The sequence below is a fragment of the Hymenobacter aerilatus genome (assembly GCF_022921095.1).
GTDB lineage: Bacteria > Bacteroidota > Bacteroidia > Cytophagales > Hymenobacteraceae > Hymenobacter > Hymenobacter aerilatus.
On sequence record NZ_CP095053.1, the window covers coordinates 1,834,782 to 1,853,362 of the forward strand.

Sequence of the window (18,581 nt, forward strand, 5' to 3'; positions counted from 1 at the left end):
ATGGGTTGCAAACCGCCACCCACAGTGTAGAAAGCGCAAGTTAGCAGCTTGAGGTGGATTTAACTGGGTATTCCCATCCCTTCCCTATTCCTCATCTGAATTCGTAGTAGCTGGGCGCGGAGCTAGGGGCGTAACCGCTGAGACTCGACTGCGGGTGGTGTCGCCGGAGAATCCGCGGGCGCGCTCTCCAGTTTTCCAGACTTTATAGGTCCAATGACGGTTACCGGGATTTTCGGCTACTAGCTGCCGATACTGCGCCTGCGCTTCAGCGTAGCGACCAGTACTTTCTAGGCTTTCGGCCAATTGCTGCCGCGCTCCGGGTAGACGGGATGCCCGCCGCAGCGCCCGTTGCAACGCCGGTATAGCTACTGCATAGCGGCGCTGTTCGTAGGCCAGCTGCCCCAGATGATAGTCGGCGCGGTAGAGGGTAGAGTCCTGTTGCAAGGCACGGGCGTAGTAATGCAACGCGCTGTCGGGTGCAGCTTGCAGCTCAAACTGGCGCGCATAATCATACAGCAGTGGGGCGTAGGTAGGGTCTAGCTTCAGCCCACGAGCTGCATACCGGGCGCCTTGCTCTGGTTGATGGTAGGCATTGAGCAAGAAGGCCAGCTGGTGCATGGTTTCAGCCTGGCGTGGGTCGCGGGTTAAGCTGGCGCGCAGATAATCAATGGCCTGCGTAGTGTCGCCGGTAGCTGCAAATGCTAGCCCCTTGTAAAATAAAGCGGCTACATGATCGGGCTCCTGCTGCAATACCCGATCTAGCTGGTCGAGGGCCGCCTGATAATGGCGGGTAGCTAGGTTGGCTTCACCTACCAGCAAGTTCAACTCGGGAGAGGCAAAACCGTGACGCGCAGCCTCGTCGGCCGCGGTCAGGGCTGCTGTCAGATGGTACTTGGCACGCAGGGCACGGGCCTTGGTGAAGTAGAACTCTCCGGGGCCGTCATCCAGGTTCAACGCCTGGTTGATATCCTGCAACGCTGGCTCTATTTGACCAGCATCAAGCCGAAAGGCAGCACGCCGAGCGTACAGCGAAGCATTGCCGGGCTGACGGGCTATAGCTCCGTCTAATTCCTGAGCCTGAATATGGGGGCCACTTTGCACGGTAGCCAGGGGAACCATCCGGTCGGGACGCTCGGTAGGGCCGCTGCAACCGCCAATCAGCAGCATGGCCACCAATGCGGTCAGCCAGCCCCCCTGTTTACTTCCCATAAACGGCCCACAACGTAGCATCACTGTTTCTAAATCCTTTTTCGACAAAGATACGCCTTGCTTTTGGGGTTAGTGCTGAAAGCTGGCCGGACGGCGCTTCTGCCGGCGGCGGTCTTGCAGTAGCATGGCCCGACAACGGCGACTTACTTCCAGCTCGTCGCTGGTAGTGGGCGTGAGTTGTACCGCTTTTTCCAAAATCAAGCGGGCGTTGCGCCGCTGCCTTTGGTTGCGATACACCCGGGCCAAATCGTAGCAGAACTGGATGCGAGTGGAATCGAGCTGATGCGCGCGCCGCAAAGCATCAATGGCTTTGCGGGAGCCGGCTTCACTGGGCATTCCACCTAAAAAGAGCTTTGAGAAAACGCGTTCTAGCACATTGTAATGGTCCACACGATAATGCCAGCGCCCTAATAGCTGCCAGGCATCGGCCCACTCGGGGCAGCGCGCCACGGCCATAAATGCGTAGGGTTTCATTAGTTTATAGGCATGTAGCCGACTACGGGCCGTGAGCAGCGTTGCCCGGTTCACCAAGGACAGGGCTACTACATAGTTGGCTTCTCCACCCGTAGGCTGCACGACCAACGCCCGGTCGGCGTACTGCCGGGCTGAGATGAAGTAAGCGCCCCGGCGGGTTTCATCGGTGTAGCGGGCACCAATACGGACGCTGAGCAAGGCAGCTTGCCACAGCGCTTCGTAGCAGCGAGAATCCTGGCGCAGTGCCTCCTCGTATTTGCCCAACGCCTCCGACTCTTGGTAAGCTGCCTGCAGCATACGCGCTTGTTTCAGGAGTTTCTGCACTGCCATGGAGTCGGTGGCCGTAGCCATCGACGCTGCTATGCTACGCCCTGCAAGGCATCCGAGCAACCCCAATACCAGAAGATAACGCTTCATACGCACGCGCTAGGACAGCACTTTGGTGCCTTAGTATAGAGACCTGATGTATGTGGGGTAGGATTACCACTAATCCTACCCCACATACACTTTAAAAAAGCTTTAGCTGAGACTTAGGCCGACGCAGCAGTGCCTGCGCACGCTCTACTTCCTCGGCCGTTACGTCTACTGGTCCCTGCAACTCGGGTAGTTTTTCAGTGTCCGGTACCGTCGCCGGACGCGGAATGGTAGCCGGACCGCGCTTTTTACGGGCTTCGCGGCGTTCCGGCTCGGGGCCCTCGTCGGTGAGTAGGGTGAGGGCGTGGATTTTGTAATACACCAGCTTGTTGCCCTGGGCTTTCCAACCTTTCACGTCGATAAACTCGTGCAGCAGGAGCTGCTCGGTTTCGCGGTCGGCCTTCTTCTCGCGCTGCATTTTTATTTCTACTGCCGGCTCGGGGTTGGCCGTGGCCGCCAGCAATTTAGAACCTTTGCTTTCCGAGATAAAGACAAAGCGCTTGTCCAAGGTACTGGTTTCAATGCGGAAACGCTTAACATAGTGTGTCTTCGTTTCGCCTTCCATGTACACAGCGCTGAGCACCGTTTCGGGTTCCAGTTTACGCAGCAGCACCATGTTGGGCACATCGAAATGGTGGGCTGGGTCGGGTGACTTCAGTTCGTAACTACCGTCCTTATAGAGTACCAGAATGGTGTTGTCGGTATCAAAGGTGCCCAGGTAGCGGCCGTGACCGGCAGTATTAAGGCGCCCAACTACGGCATCAAAGAACATTTCACGTCCACCCAGGGTAGAGTCGCCCAAGCTCTTCTGCGTAATCTTCTTAATCGGCTGCTTGGTCACGATGTTGCCCATCGAGCCTTTGCCCTTGATGGCCAACTCAGCAAAATCAAAGTCAAACTGCTTCACGCGGGCTGGGGCTTTGTCGGACAGTTGCACGCCCACTACTTCCGATTCGGAGTTGGGATTGGCCGTGAGGTAGAGCACTTTAGAGCCCTTCGAGCCCTTCGTAAGGTCGTAGGTTTTGTCGCGGGTGATGCCTGTGACTAGGAAACGCTTGGCGTAGGTGATGCCCGAGGCGCCGTCGAGGTACATCATATTGTACACCAACCGGTCATCGTTCTTATTATAGATGCCTACGTGCAGAATATCCTTGCCTACAAAGGTCTTCTCGGCCACTTTGGTCACCATAAACGAACCGTCGCGGCGGATGGCAATGATGTCGTCGAGGTCGGAGCAGTCTACTACGAACTCGGCTTTATCATCCTTCTTCAGGCCATAGCCCACAAAACCGTCTTGGCGGTTTACGTAGAGCTTTTGATTGGCAATGGCTACCTTTTGGGCCGTCACCACGTCGAAGGTGCGCAGCTGGGTTTTCCGCTCCCTACCCGCTCCATACTTCTTCAGCAGGCCCTCGAAGTAGTTGATGGCGTAGCGCGTGAGGTGCACCAGGTGGTCAGCCACTTCGGCCATTTCCTCCTCCAAACGCTGAATGTATTCTTCAGCCTTGAACCCATCGTACTTAGAAATACGCTTGATGCGAATTTCGGTGAGACGGGTAAGGTCGTCTTCCGTGATGGCGCGGCGCAACACAATACGCGTGTCGTTCGCACGAGCCTTTTCGCCGTCTACCCGCACAAATTTCTTCAGGCCCGCATCAATGATTTCCAGGATTTGCTCCCAGGTTTCGGCTTCTTCTATCTTGCGATAGATGCGGTTTTCGATGAAAATTTTCTCCAGTGACGCCGAATGCCACTTCTCGCGCAATTCTTCCTGGCGTATTTCCAGTTCTCGCTCCAGCAAGCGCAGCGTCTTGCTGGTGCTCAGGCGCAACACCTCCTCCACCGTCATAAAGCGCGGCTTCTCGTCGATGATGACGCAGGTGTTGGGCGAGATGCTGATTTCGCAATCCGTGAAAGCGTAAAGCGCATCAATGGTGAGGTCGGGCGACACGCCGGGCGGCAACTGTACCTGTATTTCGACCTCCGCCGTGGTGCTATCCACGATTTTCTTGATCTTGATCTTATTGGCCTCTGTGGCCTTCACGATACTTTCCATCAGCGCCGTGGTAGTGGTGCCGTAGGGAATATCACGAATTACGAGCGTGGTTTTGTCTACCTTCTCGATGGTAGCGCGCAAGCGAATTTTGCCGCCACGCAGTCCGTTCTGGTAGTTGCTCACGTCGCACAAGCCGCCGGTCGGGAAGTCAGGGTACAGCTCTGCCGTTTTGCCTCGCAGCACGTCGATGCTGGCCTTGCACAACTCGCGGAAGTTGTGGGGCATGATCTTCGTGCTCAGCCCCACGGCAATGCCCTCTACCCCCTGGGCCAGCAGCAATGGAAACTTCACGGGCAGGGTCACCGGCTCGCGCTTGCGGCCGTCGTAGCTCAACTGCCACTCGGTAGTATCGGGGTTGAAAACCACATCCAAGGCAAACTTGCTCAGGCGGGCCTCAATGTAGCGCGGTGCGGCAGCTGAGTCGCCGGTGCGGATGTTGCCCCAGTTGCCCTGGTGGTCAATCAGCAGGTCCTTCTGCCCCAGGTTCACGATGGCATCGCCGATGGACGCGTCGCCGTGGGGGTGATACTGCATAGTCTGGCCGATGATGTTGGCTACCTTGTTCAGGCGACCATCATCCATCTCCTTCATCGCGTGCAGGATACGGCGTTGTACGGGCTTCAGGCCGTCGTCTAAAGCTGGTACGGCCCGTTCCAGAATCACGTAGCTGGCGTAGTCCAAAAACCAGTTCTGGTACATGCCGCGCACGGACGAGATGTCGTGGATGGTTTCGCCAGGGGCGAATTTGGCTTCCACTTCTTCCTCCTCCAGTTCCGCTGCTTCTTCCTGCTCCTCTGTTTCTTCTACCTCCTCCGAATCGGCGGGGGCTTCCGGATCGGTTTCAGAGGCAGCTTCGTCATGGATACCAGCCAAGTCTTCGGTTTCGCCCGTGGCGTACAAATGGGCCGCCGGGGTAGCGGCGCCAAAGTCGAGCGTATCGCCCGCGCCGAAGGATTCAGGCTGCAGGTCGGTCGGATTCAGGTCGTGGGGGTTGTTTTCTTCTGACACAGTTGCGTGTGGCCGGAGCCACGGTTATTTGTTCTTGTACCTCTCTCCTACCCTGCTCCTGCTGCTTACCCTTGAAGATAAGCCGTAGACGACGGTAGGAGGCTTGCTGAAATAAACTTCTTTACGCTACCGCGATATCGGCCGCTTCCAGCTGCTCGGCTGGCGCTTCTTCTACGGGTAGCACGTCGCTGGTAATCAGATCCTTTTCCAGGCGCAGGTTATCAATGATGAACTCCTGACGGGCGGGCGTATTCTTACCCATATAGTAGGTCAGGATTTGCTGCACCGAGCGCTCAGCCTGCAAGATGACGGGTTCCAGGCGAATATTGTCGCCAATGAATTTCCCGAACTCATCAGGCGAGATTTCACCTAGCCCTTTGAAGCGCGTGATTTCGGGGTTGCGCCCCAGCTGCCGGATGGCCTGCTGCTTTTCCTGCTCGTTGTAACAGTAAATCGTCTGTTTCTTGTTGCGCACGCGGAACAGCGGCGTTTCCAGAATGTATACGTGGCCGTTGCGCACCAAGTCAGGAAAGAATTGCAGGAAGAACGTGAGCAGCAACAACCGAATGTGCATGCCGTCCACGTCGGCATCGGTGGCGATTACTACGCGGTTATAGCGCAGGTTTTCAATGCCTTCCTCGATATTGAGGGCATGTTGCAGCAAGTTAAATTCCTCGTTTTCATACACCACCTTTTTCTTCAACCCAAAGCAGTTCAGCGGCTTCCCGCGCAAGCTGAACACCGCCTCGGTTTCCACGTTGCGGCTCATGGTGATGGAGCCCGAAGCCGAGTCACCCTCCGTGATGAACAGGGTAGTAAGTTGCTCGTTGTCGTGCTTGTTTTCACCGAAGTGTAGGCGGCAGTCGCGGAGCTTGCGGTTGTGCAGGTTAGCTTTCTTAGCGCGCTGGTTGGCCAGTTTTTTCACGCCAGCCATGTCTTTACGTTCCCGCTCGCTCTGCTCGATGCGCTTCTTGAGGGCTTCTTTGGTATCGGGGTTCTTGTGGAGGTAGTTGTCGAGGTGCTCCTTCACAAAGTCCAGGATGAAGCCGCGCACCGTCGGGCCGTCGGGACCCATGTTGAGGCTGCCCAGCTTGGTCTTGGTCTGGCTCTCGAACACCGGCTCCTGCACCCGCACCGATATAGCACCAATAACCGACGCCCGAATGTCAGCCGCATCGTAGTCTTTGCCGAAGTGCTCACGCACGGTTTTCACCAGGGCCTCGCGGAAGGCGGCCAAATGCGTGCCGCCCTGGGTAGTGTACTGGCCGTTGACAAATGAGTAATGCTCCTCGCCGTAGTCATTGCCGTGGGTAAGGGCAAGCTCAATATCCTCGCCCTTCAAGTGGATGATAGGGTAGCGCAGGCTCTCCTCGTCGGTCTTATGGCGCAGTAGGTCCAGCAGACCATTTTCGGAGAGATACTTCTGGCCGTTGAAGTTGATGGCCAAGCCCGCATTGAGGTAGCAGTAGTTACGGATCTGGCTTTCCAGATACTCCGGAATGAAGCGGTAGTTCTTAAAGATGGTATCGTCGGGCTCAAAAACCATCAGCGTGCCGTTGCGCTGACTGGTTTTCACCGGCTTGGGGTTTTTCTGCAGCTCCCCGCGGGCAAATTCGGCGCTTTTCTGTTCGCCGTCGCGGGTGCTTTGCACCAAGAAGTAATTGCTGAGCGCATTCACAGCCTTGGTCCCTACCCCGTTCAGCCCTACCGACTTCTGGAACACCTTGCTATCGTACTTACCGCCGGTGTTGATCTTGCTGACCACATCTACCACTTTACCCAGCGGAATGCCACGACCGTAGTCGCGTACCTGCACGCGGGTGTCCGTAATCTTCACTTCAATGGTGCGGCCGTAGCCCATCACGTGCTCATCGATGCAGTTGTCGATGACTTCCTTCACCAGCACGTAAATACCATCGTCGGCGGCCGAGCCGTCGCCGAGCTTGCCAATGTACATACCCGGCCGCAGGCGGATGTGCTCGCGCCAGTCGAGGGAGCGAATGCTATCCTCGTTGTAGGCGTGGGCGGGCGGTGCGAGGGGAAGTTGTTCGTCGGCCATAAAAACAGTTAAAAGCAAATTTGAGGTAAAATAACACAGAAAATCGGCCTTTTTTCGCAAGGGTGCGTAAAGGCCGGCACGGGCGGGCTCTGCTGTATTTTGCCATTAAAAAGCGAATGGCATTAGCAAAACCTAACTGAACCATTCATGGTTCACGCCGAAGTCTCAAATGTAGCCATTTTGAGGCTATTTTCCCACTCCAACTCTCCCAATTTTATTAGCCAATGTTACCCCATTCCAATAATTTTAATGCCCCACGCCATACAGCGCCATCCGCTGAAGTGAAGCAGTCGTCGGTGGTACACTACACGTTTGTGCTCATTGGCCTCTCGTTGCTGGTGTTTGTGCTGCACAAGCTTGATGGTATCATTTTGCCCATTGCTTTCTCGGCTTTGCTAGCTGTTCTGCTACTGCCGGTTTGTCGGCGGCTAGAAGTCTGGGGCCTTTCACGCGTCTTAGCTATCGTGGTGTGCTTGCTGCTGGTCGTAACCCTGCTGATTGGGCTGTTTTACGTCTTCGGTACACAGCTTATGCAATTCCGCAACGAGATACCGCTGTTTCAGCAGAAGCTGGCGCAGTACTTCGATCAGCTACAACAAATGCTCAGCTCCCGCTTTGGCTTTCAGCCCATTAGCAAAGACCAGGTAATTGATCAGTCGCTGGAAACATTGAAAAATCGTGCAGGCGGCTGGCTGGGCACTACCCTAGATACCACTACCAGCGTGCTGAGCGTAGTAACGCTGATTCCTATCTACATTTTCTGCCTGCTGTACTACCGCGACCATATGCGGCAGTTTCTGTTTCGCTTTGTGACGCCCGACAAGCGTACATCGGTGCTGAATACCATGGATAGCATCCAGACGGTGGTGCAAGCCTACATCTCTGGCCTACTTACGGTAATTGTGATTGTGGCCGTGCTGAACGCCATTGGCCTGCTGATCCTAGGGGTAAAGTTTGCCATCTTCTTCGCCATTTTCGCCTCGGTACTGGCTGTTATTCCGTTCATCGGCATCTTCATTGGGGCGGCTTTGCCTACCTTGATTACCCTAGTAGAAACCGGCTCACCGTTGAAAGCCCTGGGCGTTATTGGTGTTTTTGCGTTTGTACAGTTCCTCGAAGGCAATTTTATCACGCCTACCATCACGGGTTCTAAGGTGAGCATCAACCCCATGGCCGCCATTATTGCACTGATTTTGGGTGGGGAGCTATGGGGCACGCCGGGCATGATTCTGAGCATTCCGCTGACGGCCGTGCTCAAGGTGATTTTTGACGCTTCGAAGTCGACGGAGCCGTGGGGCTTTCTGCTGGGCGATGTGGCCGATGGCGAAGACAACCCCGATAAACACAAGGGCCAGCCGGGTTTCTTCGGCCGTATGTGGCAACAACTTTCGGGCAAATCGTAACCCGACCATAACCGCGTTAGTATAAAGAGCACAGCTGCAACGGCAGCACTTATCCATCTCTTCCAACACCAAAATACTACAGCTATGGCTGCTATCACCGAAAAAACTGCACGTGCTTACAACGACCTCGTAGAAATCAACGAAACGGGTGCTAAAGGCTATCAGGAAGCCGCCGAGGGTGTATCGAACCCACAATTGAAATCAGAATTCACCCAGTTGAGCCAGCAGCGCGCTCAGTTTGCTAGCGAACTGAAACAACATGCCAGCCAATATGGCATCCAGACGGAACAGGAAGGCACCATTGAGGGTGCTGTAGCCGACGCCGCTGCGGCCGTACACCGCGGCTGGATCAATCTGAAATCGGCTATTACAGGCCAAGATGAAAACGCCATTCTGGGCGAAGCCGAAACCGGCGATGCCACGGCACTGAAAGCCTACGAAACGGCTCTGAGCGCAGAAGGCCTGCCCCAGGATGCCAAAAGCCTGATTCAGCAGCAGCACGGCCAGATTTTGGCCGCCAAAAACAAAATCACCTCTTTGAAGAAGTAGAGTTTGCTCTAGAAGCAGATTCATTCTTGAAGCGGCTCGCACTATGCGGGCCGCTTTTTTTGTGCGCCTACCCTTGCTAGGTAGCTACCGCGCGTGCAACCTTCCGGGGTCGTATCTTTGTTACCAATCCGGTTAGCATTGTACCGACTTTATCAGTAGCCGCTTTTGTACGCCATCATCGACCTTGAAACCACCGGCGGGCAGCCTACCCAGGACCGCATCACGGAAATAGCCATCTTCATCCACGATGGCGAGAAAATCGTGGACCAATACAGCACATTGCTGAATCCGGGCCGGCAAATTCCGTTTTTTATCACGCAGCTCACGGGCATTAACGACGAGATGGTGCGGGATGCGCCGCGCTTTCATGAGGTGGCGCGCAAGGTGGTGGAGATGACCGAGGGCTGCGTGTTTGTGGCCCACAACGTGCGCTTCGACTACTCCTTTCTGAAGAAGGAGTTTGCCGACTTGGGCTATAACTACTCGCGCAAGACACTGTGCACGGTGCGCCTGAGCCGCTCCCTGATTCCGGGACAGCCCAGCTACAGTCTGGGCAAGCTGTGCCAGAATATCGGGATTCCGCTGCAGGATAGGCACCGCGCCGCCGGCGACGCCCACGCCACGGCTATTTTGTTTGATAGACTTCTCAAAATCAGCCAGCAAGATGAGGCCCTGCAAGCGCCCGGCACGTCGGCGGCCGATACGCTGGCGGCGGTAGATGCGGTGGCGCCCGCCGGCAAGAAGCCCAGCGCCCGCAAGGTGAAGGCCGTACAAGAGGCTATCAAAACGGCGCTGCTGCCACCGTTGATTACCCCCCAAAAGGTGGCGTCCCTACCCCAGGAGGCGGGCGTATACTACTTCCATAACGAAGCGGGCGAGGTGATTTACGTGGGCAAGAGCATCAACATCTATAAGCGCATTCAGCAGCACTTTGCGGTGGACTACAAGTCGCGCAAGAGCCTGGAGTTTAAGAATTCCATTGCGGATATCACCTGGGAATTGACAGGCTCGGAGTTGGTGGCGCTGCTCTACGAGTCGCACGAGATTAAGCGTTTGAAACCGCTGTACAATCGTGCCCAGCGACGCTCGGTGTTTCCGGCGGGTATTTTCCTACGCACCGACGAAAACGGCTACAAACACCTCTATTACGGCCGCGCCGATGACCACAGCGAATCGCATCCACTCATTGCGCTGGGCAACCAGTTTAAAGCCAAAGGTTTCCTGTTTCACAAGGTTGCGAAGTTCAACTTGTGCCAAAAGCTATGCGACCTGTACAAAACAACGGGTTCATGCTTCGACTACCAGGTGCATCGCTGCAAGGGCGCCTGCGTGGGCCTGGAGTCGCCTGAGGAGTATAACCAGCGGGTAGAGCAGGCCATTGAGTCGTTCACCTATGAGCACGGCTCGTTTGTGGTGATTGGGCCCGGCCGCACACCCTTCGAGCAAACCATTGTAGTGGTAGAAAATGGCCGCTACCTGGGTTTCGGCTACGTAGACGATACCTTCTCGGCACGCCGACTGGATGATTTCAAGGAGGTCATCACGCGCTACAACGACAACAAGGACGTGCAGCAGATAATCCGCCAATACGTCCGCACCAAACGCCGCGGAGAGAAGGTGAAGGTGTTTAAGTAGTAAGGTAGTGAAGTGAAAAAGCGTGTGTCATCCTGAGCGCAGCGAAGGACCTTATAACAGTAGAACGAGTCGTTGATACGCCTGTCGTTCTACTGTTATAAGGTCCTTCGCTGCGCTCAGGATGACACGCATTTTTTACTAACCATTTCAAGATTTCTCGACTTCACCTAATACAACCGATGGCGGAGGAGCCAGCCGGTGCCGTCGAACTCGTTGGCGGCGGGTTGGTAGTCTTGCACTTTAATGGCTTTGCCTACCTCCACGGTGTTGCCATCGTTGCTGTTATACATAACGATGCGGTTGGAAGTAGTAGCCTGGGGCTGCTGCTGACGGATGGTATCCTGCCCGGCGCCGTCATAAATATGGATGGCAATGCGCGCATCGGGTAGGCCATTGATTTCGAATACGTCGTTGCCGCCCAGCCCGAATAGTTTGATGGAGCGCGTATCGCGGGCATTGAACACGCGCTGGCCAATGAGGGTAGGCGACTGATTAGGTGTAGCTCGATATACGCGCACGCGCACCTGCCCGGCCCCAGCTGGCTCCACCACAAACCGCTCCGGCTCGTCGGTGCCGGGAATTTCTACATCGCGGGCGAGTAGCTCGTAGAATTTGTCTGCTACAGCGGGCAGCTGGTCGCGGCGGTGGCGTAGCTTCTCGGTAAATTCCTCGCCCGATAGCGCATAGATTTCCGGTGGCCATACTTGCAGCGAGCGGCGAATTATGTCGTCGGTGAGGCGCTGGCGCAGGGAATCGGCTACTTTCCGGAAATCCTCGGCCGACAAGTATACCAGCAAAGACTTATCCATGGGGCGGGCGGCGCGGTTGAGGCCCTCCACATCAGATAGCCGAATGTTTTTGTGAAAGCTCTGGTAGTTGCTTTTGATCCAGCCGATGATGTGCGTCATCAGCCCATCGTCAAACTTGAAAAACGCGTGGTCCCGGTCGCGGGGAATGGCTTGGTAGCGCACGGTGCTGTCGGGGGTAGGAAAGCTGGCCCAGCGCCACTGGTCTTCGCGGCGGCTCCAGTCGCCCAGCCACATATCAAACAGACGCGAGCGAAGGTACTGCCGGGCATCGACGTGGTAGCGTGAGCTGGCTACCAAGTTAGTAAAGACCTTGCGCGAGCTTTGCACCTTGGCCGATTGTCCGAAGCTGCGCACGGTGCTCTGGTCGCCGTCGGGGCGCTCTTCTAGCAGGTAGAGCGCATTGGCATAGTCTTTCCGAAACTTACCCAAAGCAGGGTCATCGCCCAAGTAGCCCAGAATAGGATTGGTATGGTATACGCCCGCTGCCTGGGCCAGCACCGGCACAATAAAAGCACCGTAGGGATGAATCACGCTGGTTTGGTCCTTCATCAGCCGGCCAATGGGGCCATTCTGCAAGCGGGGGGGTAGGGCCTTGGTGGCATCTTTGTCCACGGAGCGCAGCACATACTCCACACCGTTGCGGTCCACCAAGCGCAGGTTTTTGGTTTGGAAGCTACCGCCGGCCTGCACCGGCGTAAGGCCACCGGGCACTACCGTACTCAAATTAAACACGCGCACTGGCACAGGCGTGGCCCACTCCTTCCGGTAGTGGCGGCCCCAAAAAAACTTGTGGGTGCGGCTACGTGCGTAGTGGGCACCCGCCGCTACCTCTACCACCGAGTCGGGGCCAATAGTAGGCGGCGCAAGCGCCTCCTTGGGCGCGGGTGAGGCACACGAGGTATCCAGAAGCGTACACAGCACACCCGTTATCAGAAGCTGAAAACGTTGTGAAGAACAAAAGACGGACACGTACTAGAGAATTAAGTAATCGGACGAAGGGCAGCCTACATCATTCTGCTCGTCCGTATACCCCAACCAGGCAGTAGCGGTTGTACAATTAGAGTTGACTTTTCTGTTCTGCTTGCGTTTAAGGGGCTACCTATCCCTCTCTTTGGTTCTTTTCTATGTTCTACCGCTACTTATTGGGCGGCGCATTGCTGACCGGTATAGCAGGTTGCGCCCACCATAACACCTTTTTTCAGCGCGATGCGCGGGTGCTGCCGCCCCCTACCTCCGCCCTACCCCCCGGTACCGACTCGGTGCTGGCTACGGCCGGGCGGCACTACCAGCGTAGCGGCTTTCATAACCTTTTCTTTGGCAAGCACTACCGGCAGGTGTGGGCCACGCCCGTGCGGGTGCCCGTCCTGAACCCTGCTAACGAGTTGGGCGGCCTGACATTTGAAAAGCGCGGCGGTGGCTTTCAAACTATCAGTGCTACCCTAGAAAGTCCCACAGGGCGCGAGTACGCCTTGCGCACGCTCGATAAGGACCCATACCAAACCCTACCCAAGGTGCTGCGCCACACGTTTGTGCTGACGCTCGTGCGCGATGCTACCTCGGCCGCTAATCCCTATGCGGCCCTCACGGTGCCACCCTTGGCGCAGGCCGCGGGCATCCCGCATACCCACCCGCGTATTTTCTACGTGCCCCGCACGGAAACCAATTTGGGCACCGCAACCGACGACATGCAAGGCAAGCTGGTGATGTTGGAGGAGAAATTCAACGGCGAAGAAAACCTCACCCCGGACTTTGGCGATGCCATTGATCTGGTTGATACAGATGAGGTATTGGCCCAGCGCTTCACCTCCCCTACCTACCAAATCGACCAGATAGCCTTTGCACGAGCGCGCTTGTTGGATATTCTAATAGGTGACTGGGACCGGCACGAAGGCCAATGGCGGTGGGCTGAGTATAAGCAGAACGGGCGCACGATCTACCGCCCCGTACCCAAAGACCGCGACCAAGTGTATTTTCGGTTTGATGATGGGGTGATTCCTTGGCTGATGTCGCGGAAGTGGGCCGTGCGCAAGTTCCGTACGTTTCGGCCGCGCTACGAAGACATCCCCGGCACTGTACGAAACGCACACTTTCTAGACACCCGCGCCCTACCCGAAATCACAGCGGCGCAGTTTCAGCAGCTAGCTGCTGATCTGCAAAAGCGCCTCACCGACTCGGTTATTACCGAGGCCGTGCGCCAAATGCCACTGCCCATCTATGCGCTAGAAGGCGACTACATTGCCAAGTCGTTGCGGGCGCGCCGGGAGGCGCTGCCCGACGCCGCCCGAGAGTTCTACCAGCTACTAGCCAAGCACGTAGAGGTGGTAGGTACTGACGAGCCCGAACGCTTCGTACTGGAGCGCCTTTCCGACTCCACCACCCGCGTGAGCGTGTACCGCCTACCCCAGAAAAAGAAGCAAAAGGCAGATCCTCAGCCCTATTACCAACGCACGTTTCGTACGCAGGACACCAAAACCATTACGTTCTACGGCCTGCGCGGCGAGGATGAGTTTGTGGTGCGCGGCAACGTCAACAAGGGCATTCGTCTCAACATCCGCGGTGGCCCTAACGAGGATACCGTCATTGATTCGTCGCGGGTAGGCGGTTGGGGAAAGAAAACGTTTTACTACGACACCAAGCGCGGCAACAACTTCACCAAAGGCCCCAGCACCGCTGACCGCCGCCGCCGCGGCGTCTCCTCCCATGCTTATGATCGGGAAGGATACTAGCGAGTGAGCGAGTGAAAAGACGTCTGTCCTCCTGAGCAGCGCGAAGGAGCTTATCACGTAAGCACGACCGTCGTGACAACGACTCGTTCAGGCGTGATAAGGTCCTTCGCGCTGCTCAGGAGGACAGACTTATTTTATTCTCAATTTCTCCGCTTCACCCTTTCACCTCCGTCAGCATGTCTAGTACCATGTGTTCGGTGGGAGAAAGCAGGTCGTTTTCGGTGGGGTCTACGTCGTGGCGGCGGAGGTAGTCGATGAGCTTATCAGAGTTAAAGAGGTCGACCACTTGCGGATGAATGTAGTACTTGGAGCACACGGTGGGCGTGTTGCCTAGACCGGCGGCTACGTCTTTCACGGCTCGCTTCAACACCTTCTCTTTGGGTAGGTCCGGCTCTTCAGCCAGCACGGCTTCCAGGCATGTAACCATTTTCACGGTGCCGCCCCAGGTACGGAAGTCCTTCGCCGATAGCGCCATGCCCGTTACTTCGTGCAAGTAGTCGTTCACGTCGCCCGATTCCAGCTCGGCGCGGTGGCCGGTAGCGTCGTAGTACTGAAACAAATGCTGGCCGGGAATATCCTTGCACTTGCGGACCAGGCGAGCCAGCTTCCGGTCGTGCAAGGTTACGTCGTGCGGTACGCCTTTCTTGCCCACAAAGCTAAAACGCACGTCGTCGCCCTCGATTTTCACGTGCTTGTCGCGCAGGGTAGTCAGGCCGTAGCTCTTGTTCTTTTTAGCGTACTCCTTATTCCCTACCCGGATAAAGGACTGATCCATCAGCAAGAGTACCAGCGCAATTACCTTTTGCTTGTCTAGCTTGGGGCGATTCAGGTCTTTTTGCAGCCGTTGGCGCAGGGCGGGTAGCTGCTCGCCAAACGCGCGTAAGCGGCTGAACTTGGTGAGGCTGCGGGCCTGGTCCCAGGACGGGTGGTAGCGGTACTGCTTGCGTCCCTTGGCATCGCGCCCGGTTACTTGCAGGTGCGTATTGGCCGAAGGCGAAATCCAGACGTCCGTCCAGGCGGGCGGTATCACGTAGCCGTGGATGCGGTCCAGGGTTTCCTGGTCGGTGATTTTCTCGCCCTTGGCCGAAGAATAGGTGAAGTTGCCGGCGCGGGTAGGCTTGCGCACAATACCCGGTTTGTCGTCGGTGGCGTAGCGCAGGCCGGCCAGTTCGGCCTGGCGGGCGGGGTCTTTGTAGAGCAAGTGCGCTTCTTCCAGCGGATCGAGGCGCTTCTTTTTGGTTTTGGGGCGGGGGGCGGTAGAGGTCGACATAAAGTAAAAGCTCCGCCCACCGATGCTGGTGAGCGGAGCTTTCTTACGCAGAAAAGCAGGAGTAGGTACGCTAGAGTGTAGCTTTTCGTGTAGCAACCGTTAGCGCTGGCCGCGGCCGCCGCCCCCACCTGCTGGCTGCTGCGCGGGGGTAGAGCTAGGATCTGCACCCTCGCCGCCCTCTTTCAGGTCGTCGTTGTTGACGCTGCGACGGCGACGCGGCCGGGCATCGGCTACGCTTAGCTTGCCAATGCGGTAGCTGAAGTTCAGTTTAATGTTCAGACGGTTCGGAATGTTCTCGCTGTTCTGCACCAGCAGCGGCGAGGTAAACTCCGTACGAATCGGGATTCTGGGCGAGAAGAAGTTTTCGGCACCCAGGCCAATGCTGCCGCGCTTCTCGGCAAACTCGCGACGGATGCTGAGGCTGTATACCCCAAATCCGCTCTGGTAGCCTTGCAACTGCACCTGGCGGCCGCGGGCAAAGCCAAAGCCTTGCAGGCTCCAGTTGTCGGAGAGGTTGTACGTACCAAACAAACGGCCGCTAATTACAAAGCCTTCGTTGCTGGCGTTGTAAGTGGGCTCTGGCACGTTGTTGCGCAGGGTAGCGTAGTAGAAATCGGGGCCACCGTTCAGGGTGAACTTGTTGCCGATTTTGGCATTCAGGAACAGGCTACCCCCGTAGGCGTTTTCTTGGCCGATGTTGGCGAAGTTGGTAAAGACGGCACCTTCCGACAGCGCGTATAGCTCAATTTCTTCTGGAGTAGCCGGGCGGCGCACTGATTGAATAGAGCCGGTAGTGTTGCGCACAAACACCGACATATTCAACAATACGTTTTTGATAAAGGTGTTGTAGCCCAACTCGTAGTTGTTGGTATATTCTGGGTCCAATACCGGATTACCCTGGGTAGCGTTGCGCGTATTCGACGCCTGCACGTTGGGGTTCAGGAATTGCAGCGAGGGGCGTTGAATACGACGGTTGTAGGCTACCTTCAGCACGTTGCCATTGGCCAGCTTGCGCGAGAGGTTCACGCTGGGCACCAACACCCCGTACGACGGAATGTTGGTGGTATCGGTGGCCTCGTTGGCAAACTTAGCGTCGATGGTGGTATACTCGTAGCGGGCGCCTGCTTTCAGCGTGTACTGCTTCAGGAAGCTGAGCGTGTAGGCAGCGTAGGCGGCCGCTATGTTCTGGGTGTAATCAAACGTGTTGTTGAGGCCCGCATTGTTCAGCGGCTGGTAGGCACCCTCCGATTCGCCTTCGGCGCGCAGGTAGGTGTAGTCGCTGTTCACCTTGCGCCGGATATCTTTGGCTCCAAACTCAATTAGCTGCTTGTCGCCGATGGGGGTTTGGTAGTCAACCTGCACGGTCAGCTCCTCATTATAGCTGTCGTTCAGGTTTTTGAGACGGTAGGGCGTCAGGTTGGCTCCCGGCGCGGTGTTCACCAGGTCGGTAATGGTGTTAGTGAAGTCGTTGTTGCGGTTGTTGCGGCTGTACACCCCCAAGAAGCTGAGTTCCTGTTGCGGCTTGTCGGTGGTGTGGGTGTAGCCCAGGCTCACGTCCACGTTGTTCGACTTGTCGTTGGTTTGCACGTTGCGCGTGTCGCCGGTGCGGGTCAGAATGGCGCCCGACGTGCCGTAGAAGTCGGAGCGCGTCAGCAGGTCGTCTTGGTAGTTGGTCCCGCTGCGTAGCCCGTAGCGCACCGAGGCCGATAGGGAGTTGTATTTGTTGATGTCGAAATCCCAGCCCAGCGTGTAGCGCCCAAAGACGTTGTTGTTACGCGTGTCGGCTTGCTGCGAAGTGGTAGACGCCAGCGCACCAGATGAGTTAAACGTCTGCTGGTCGTTGGAGAACGTACCCGGCGTGTTGTAGCCGGCCCTACCCCAGCCACCCAACGAGAAGCCCATGCGGCCTACCCGGTAGCTGCCGTTCAGGCCCAGGTTAGAGCCTCGGTTGCCCACGCTGGTATCAATGCTCAGAGTCTTGCCTTGCAGGTTGTTTTTCTTGGTAACGATGTTGATGATACCGCCCGAGCCTTCGGCGTCGTACTTGGCCGATGGCGAGGTAATCACTTCAACAGACTTAATCTCATCGGCCGGAATCTGCTTGAGGGCATCCGAAATGCTGCTGGCCGTGATAGTAGAAGGCTTGTTGTTGATGAGCACGCGCACGTTTTGGTTGCCGCGTAGGCTCACGTTGCCGTCCAGGTCCACCGTGAGCAGGGGTACGCGCTTGAGCACGTCGGTGGCGTCGCCGCCTCGGGTGGTCTGGTCCTGCTCGGCGTTGTATACGGTGCGGTCTACCTTTTCCTCAATCAGGGAGCGTTGGCCCTCCACACGTACCTCGGCCAGCTGCTGGGCCGTCGAAACCAGCGATACGGTGCCCACGTTCAGGTTGCCGTTGCCTACCGTAATAGGCTGCTCCACCGTTTTGTAGCCGATGAAGCTGAACTGGAGCTGATAATTGCCAGCGGCTACGCCGCTGATGGTGAACTTGCCCGCGTCGTCGCAGGCGGCACCGTCAATGGGCTTGCCAGTGGAGGTGTCGATGAGGGCAACTGTGGCAAACGGCACCGGCTTTTTGGTAGCGGCATCCACTACGGTACCCGTAATGCGGGCATCGGCCTTTGTGGCTCCTGCCGGGGCACCGCCCATCGGCCGGGAACCGCCCACGAGGGTAGGACCCGCGGGCGTTGTTTGTGCCAGCGCCACGTGGCCGCACAGCAACAAACTCACAAAGGATAAAGGCTTTTTCATGAAGTAGTTATAATAAACGAAGGGTCAGAACGGTGTACGCGAGTCCAGCAAAGTCAGGCACGGGTAGGCAGCCTTATCTTTTCGAGCTCACGACAGAGTACCCAAAACAACAGGACGGGTTGCTTCTATATAGAATAAATAGATTGTCTCGCCGCAAACGCCGATGAGTTGGGGCGTTATACCGATTGTTTCTACGACGATATTTTGGGTAGTCGTTG

11 protein-coding genes are annotated in these 18,581 nt (G+C 56.6%); 4 read left to right on the forward strand and 7 right to left on the reverse strand.

Annotation, left to right across the window (positions count from 1 at the left end):
- Positions 1-84 precede the first annotated feature (84 nt).
- The 4 genes from MUN82_RS07800 to MUN82_RS07815 all read right to left on the reverse strand — a co-directional run bounded on the left by MUN82_RS07800 (position 85) and on the right by MUN82_RS07815 (position 7,220).
- Positions 85-1,209: a tetratricopeptide repeat protein gene (locus MUN82_RS07800; protein ID WP_245096408.1), complete on the reverse strand. Its 1,125-nt coding sequence runs from the start codon at positions 1,207-1,209 to the stop codon at positions 85-87.
- Positions 1,210-1,278: 69 nt separating this feature from the next.
- Positions 1,279-2,100, reverse strand: a complete 822-nt coding sequence (locus MUN82_RS07805; RefSeq protein ID WP_245096410.1) for a tetratricopeptide repeat protein — start codon at positions 2,098-2,100, stop codon at positions 1,279-1,281.
- A gap of 91 nt (positions 2,101-2,191) precedes the next feature.
- Positions 2,192-5,017 (reverse strand): DNA gyrase/topoisomerase IV subunit A, encoded by a 2,826-nt coding sequence (locus tag MUN82_RS07810; protein WP_375374094.1) that lies wholly within the window; start codon positions 5,015-5,017, stop codon positions 2,192-2,194.
- A gap of 265 nt (positions 5,018-5,282) precedes the next feature.
- Positions 5,283-7,220, reverse strand: a complete 1,938-nt coding sequence (locus tag MUN82_RS07815; protein WP_245096412.1) for a DNA topoisomerase IV subunit B — start codon at positions 7,218-7,220, stop codon at positions 5,283-5,285.
- A 224-nt stretch (positions 7,221-7,444) separates the two neighbouring features.
- Here MUN82_RS07815 and MUN82_RS07820 point away from each other — a divergent pair, with 224 nt between their 5' ends.
- From MUN82_RS07820 to MUN82_RS07830, 3 genes are all read left to right on the forward strand, one after another.
- Positions 7,445-8,623 (forward strand): AI-2E family transporter, encoded by a 1,179-nt coding sequence (locus MUN82_RS07820; protein WP_245096414.1) that lies wholly within the window; start codon positions 7,445-7,447, stop codon positions 8,621-8,623.
- 84 nt (positions 8,624-8,707) lie between these two features.
- Positions 8,708-9,172 (forward strand): ferritin-like domain-containing protein, encoded by a 465-nt coding sequence (locus MUN82_RS07825; protein ID WP_245096416.1) that lies wholly within the window; start codon positions 8,708-8,710, stop codon positions 9,170-9,172.
- Positions 9,173-9,337: 165 nt separating this feature from the next.
- Positions 9,338-10,807 carry an exonuclease domain-containing protein gene (locus tag MUN82_RS07830; RefSeq protein ID WP_245096418.1) on the forward strand — a complete coding sequence of 490 codons (1,470 nt, stop codon included), beginning with the start codon at positions 9,338-9,340 and terminating at the stop codon, positions 10,805-10,807.
- A 167-nt stretch (positions 10,808-10,974) separates the two neighbouring features.
- On the opposite strand, the gene MUN82_RS07835 is transcribed toward MUN82_RS07830, so the two are convergent.
- Complete coding sequence (locus tag MUN82_RS07835) at positions 10,975-12,537, reverse strand: hypothetical protein (protein WP_245096419.1); 1,563 nt, start codon at positions 12,535-12,537, stop codon at positions 10,975-10,977.
- Positions 12,538-12,740: 203 nt separating this feature from the next.
- Between MUN82_RS07835 and MUN82_RS07840 the strand changes: the two genes are divergently transcribed.
- Positions 12,741-14,342 carry a hypothetical protein gene (locus MUN82_RS07840; RefSeq protein ID WP_245096421.1) on the forward strand — a complete coding sequence of 534 codons (1,602 nt, stop codon included), beginning with the start codon at positions 12,741-12,743 and terminating at the stop codon, positions 14,340-14,342.
- A gap of 154 nt (positions 14,343-14,496) precedes the next feature.
- On the opposite strand, the gene MUN82_RS07845 is transcribed toward MUN82_RS07840, so the two are convergent.
- Together MUN82_RS07845 and MUN82_RS07850 are read right to left on the reverse strand one after the other, a co-directional pair.
- Positions 14,497-15,612: a DNA topoisomerase IB gene (locus MUN82_RS07845; RefSeq protein WP_245096423.1), complete on the reverse strand. Its 1,116-nt coding sequence runs from the start codon at positions 15,610-15,612 to the stop codon at positions 14,497-14,499.
- Positions 15,613-15,711: 99 nt separating this feature from the next.
- Positions 15,712-18,363 carry a TonB-dependent receptor domain-containing protein gene (locus MUN82_RS07850; protein WP_245096425.1) on the reverse strand — a complete coding sequence of 884 codons (2,652 nt, stop codon included), beginning with the start codon at positions 18,361-18,363 and terminating at the stop codon, positions 15,712-15,714.
- Positions 18,364-18,581: the final 218 nt, after the last annotated feature.

Excerpts from the sequence above, each read along its gene's own strand:
- MUN82_RS07815 (WP_245096412.1), bottom strand. The coding sequence starts at position 7,220 with ATGGCCGACGAACAACTTCCCCTCGCACCGCCCGCCCACGCCTACAAC.
- MUN82_RS07845 (WP_245096423.1), bottom strand. The coding sequence starts at position 15,612 with ATGTCGACCTCTACCGCCCCCCGCCCCAAAACCAAAAAGAAGCGCCTC.
- MUN82_RS07850 (WP_245096425.1), bottom strand. The coding sequence starts at position 18,363 with ATGAAAAAGCCTTTATCCTTTGTGAGTTTGTTGCTGTGCGGCCACGTG.
- MUN82_RS07840 (WP_245096421.1), top strand. The coding sequence starts at position 12,741 with ATGTTCTACCGCTACTTATTGGGCGGCGCATTGCTGACCGGTATAGCA.
- MUN82_RS07825 (WP_245096416.1), top strand. The coding sequence starts at position 8,708 with ATGGCTGCTATCACCGAAAAAACTGCACGTGCTTACAACGACCTCGTA.
- MUN82_RS07805 (WP_245096410.1), bottom strand. The coding sequence starts at position 2,100 with ATGAAGCGTTATCTTCTGGTATTGGGGTTGCTCGGATGCCTTGCAGGG.
- MUN82_RS07820 (WP_245096414.1), top strand. The coding sequence starts at position 7,445 with ATGTTACCCCATTCCAATAATTTTAATGCCCCACGCCATACAGCGCCA.
- MUN82_RS07800 (WP_245096408.1), bottom strand. The coding sequence starts at position 1,209 with ATGGGAAGTAAACAGGGGGGCTGGCTGACCGCATTGGTGGCCATGCTG.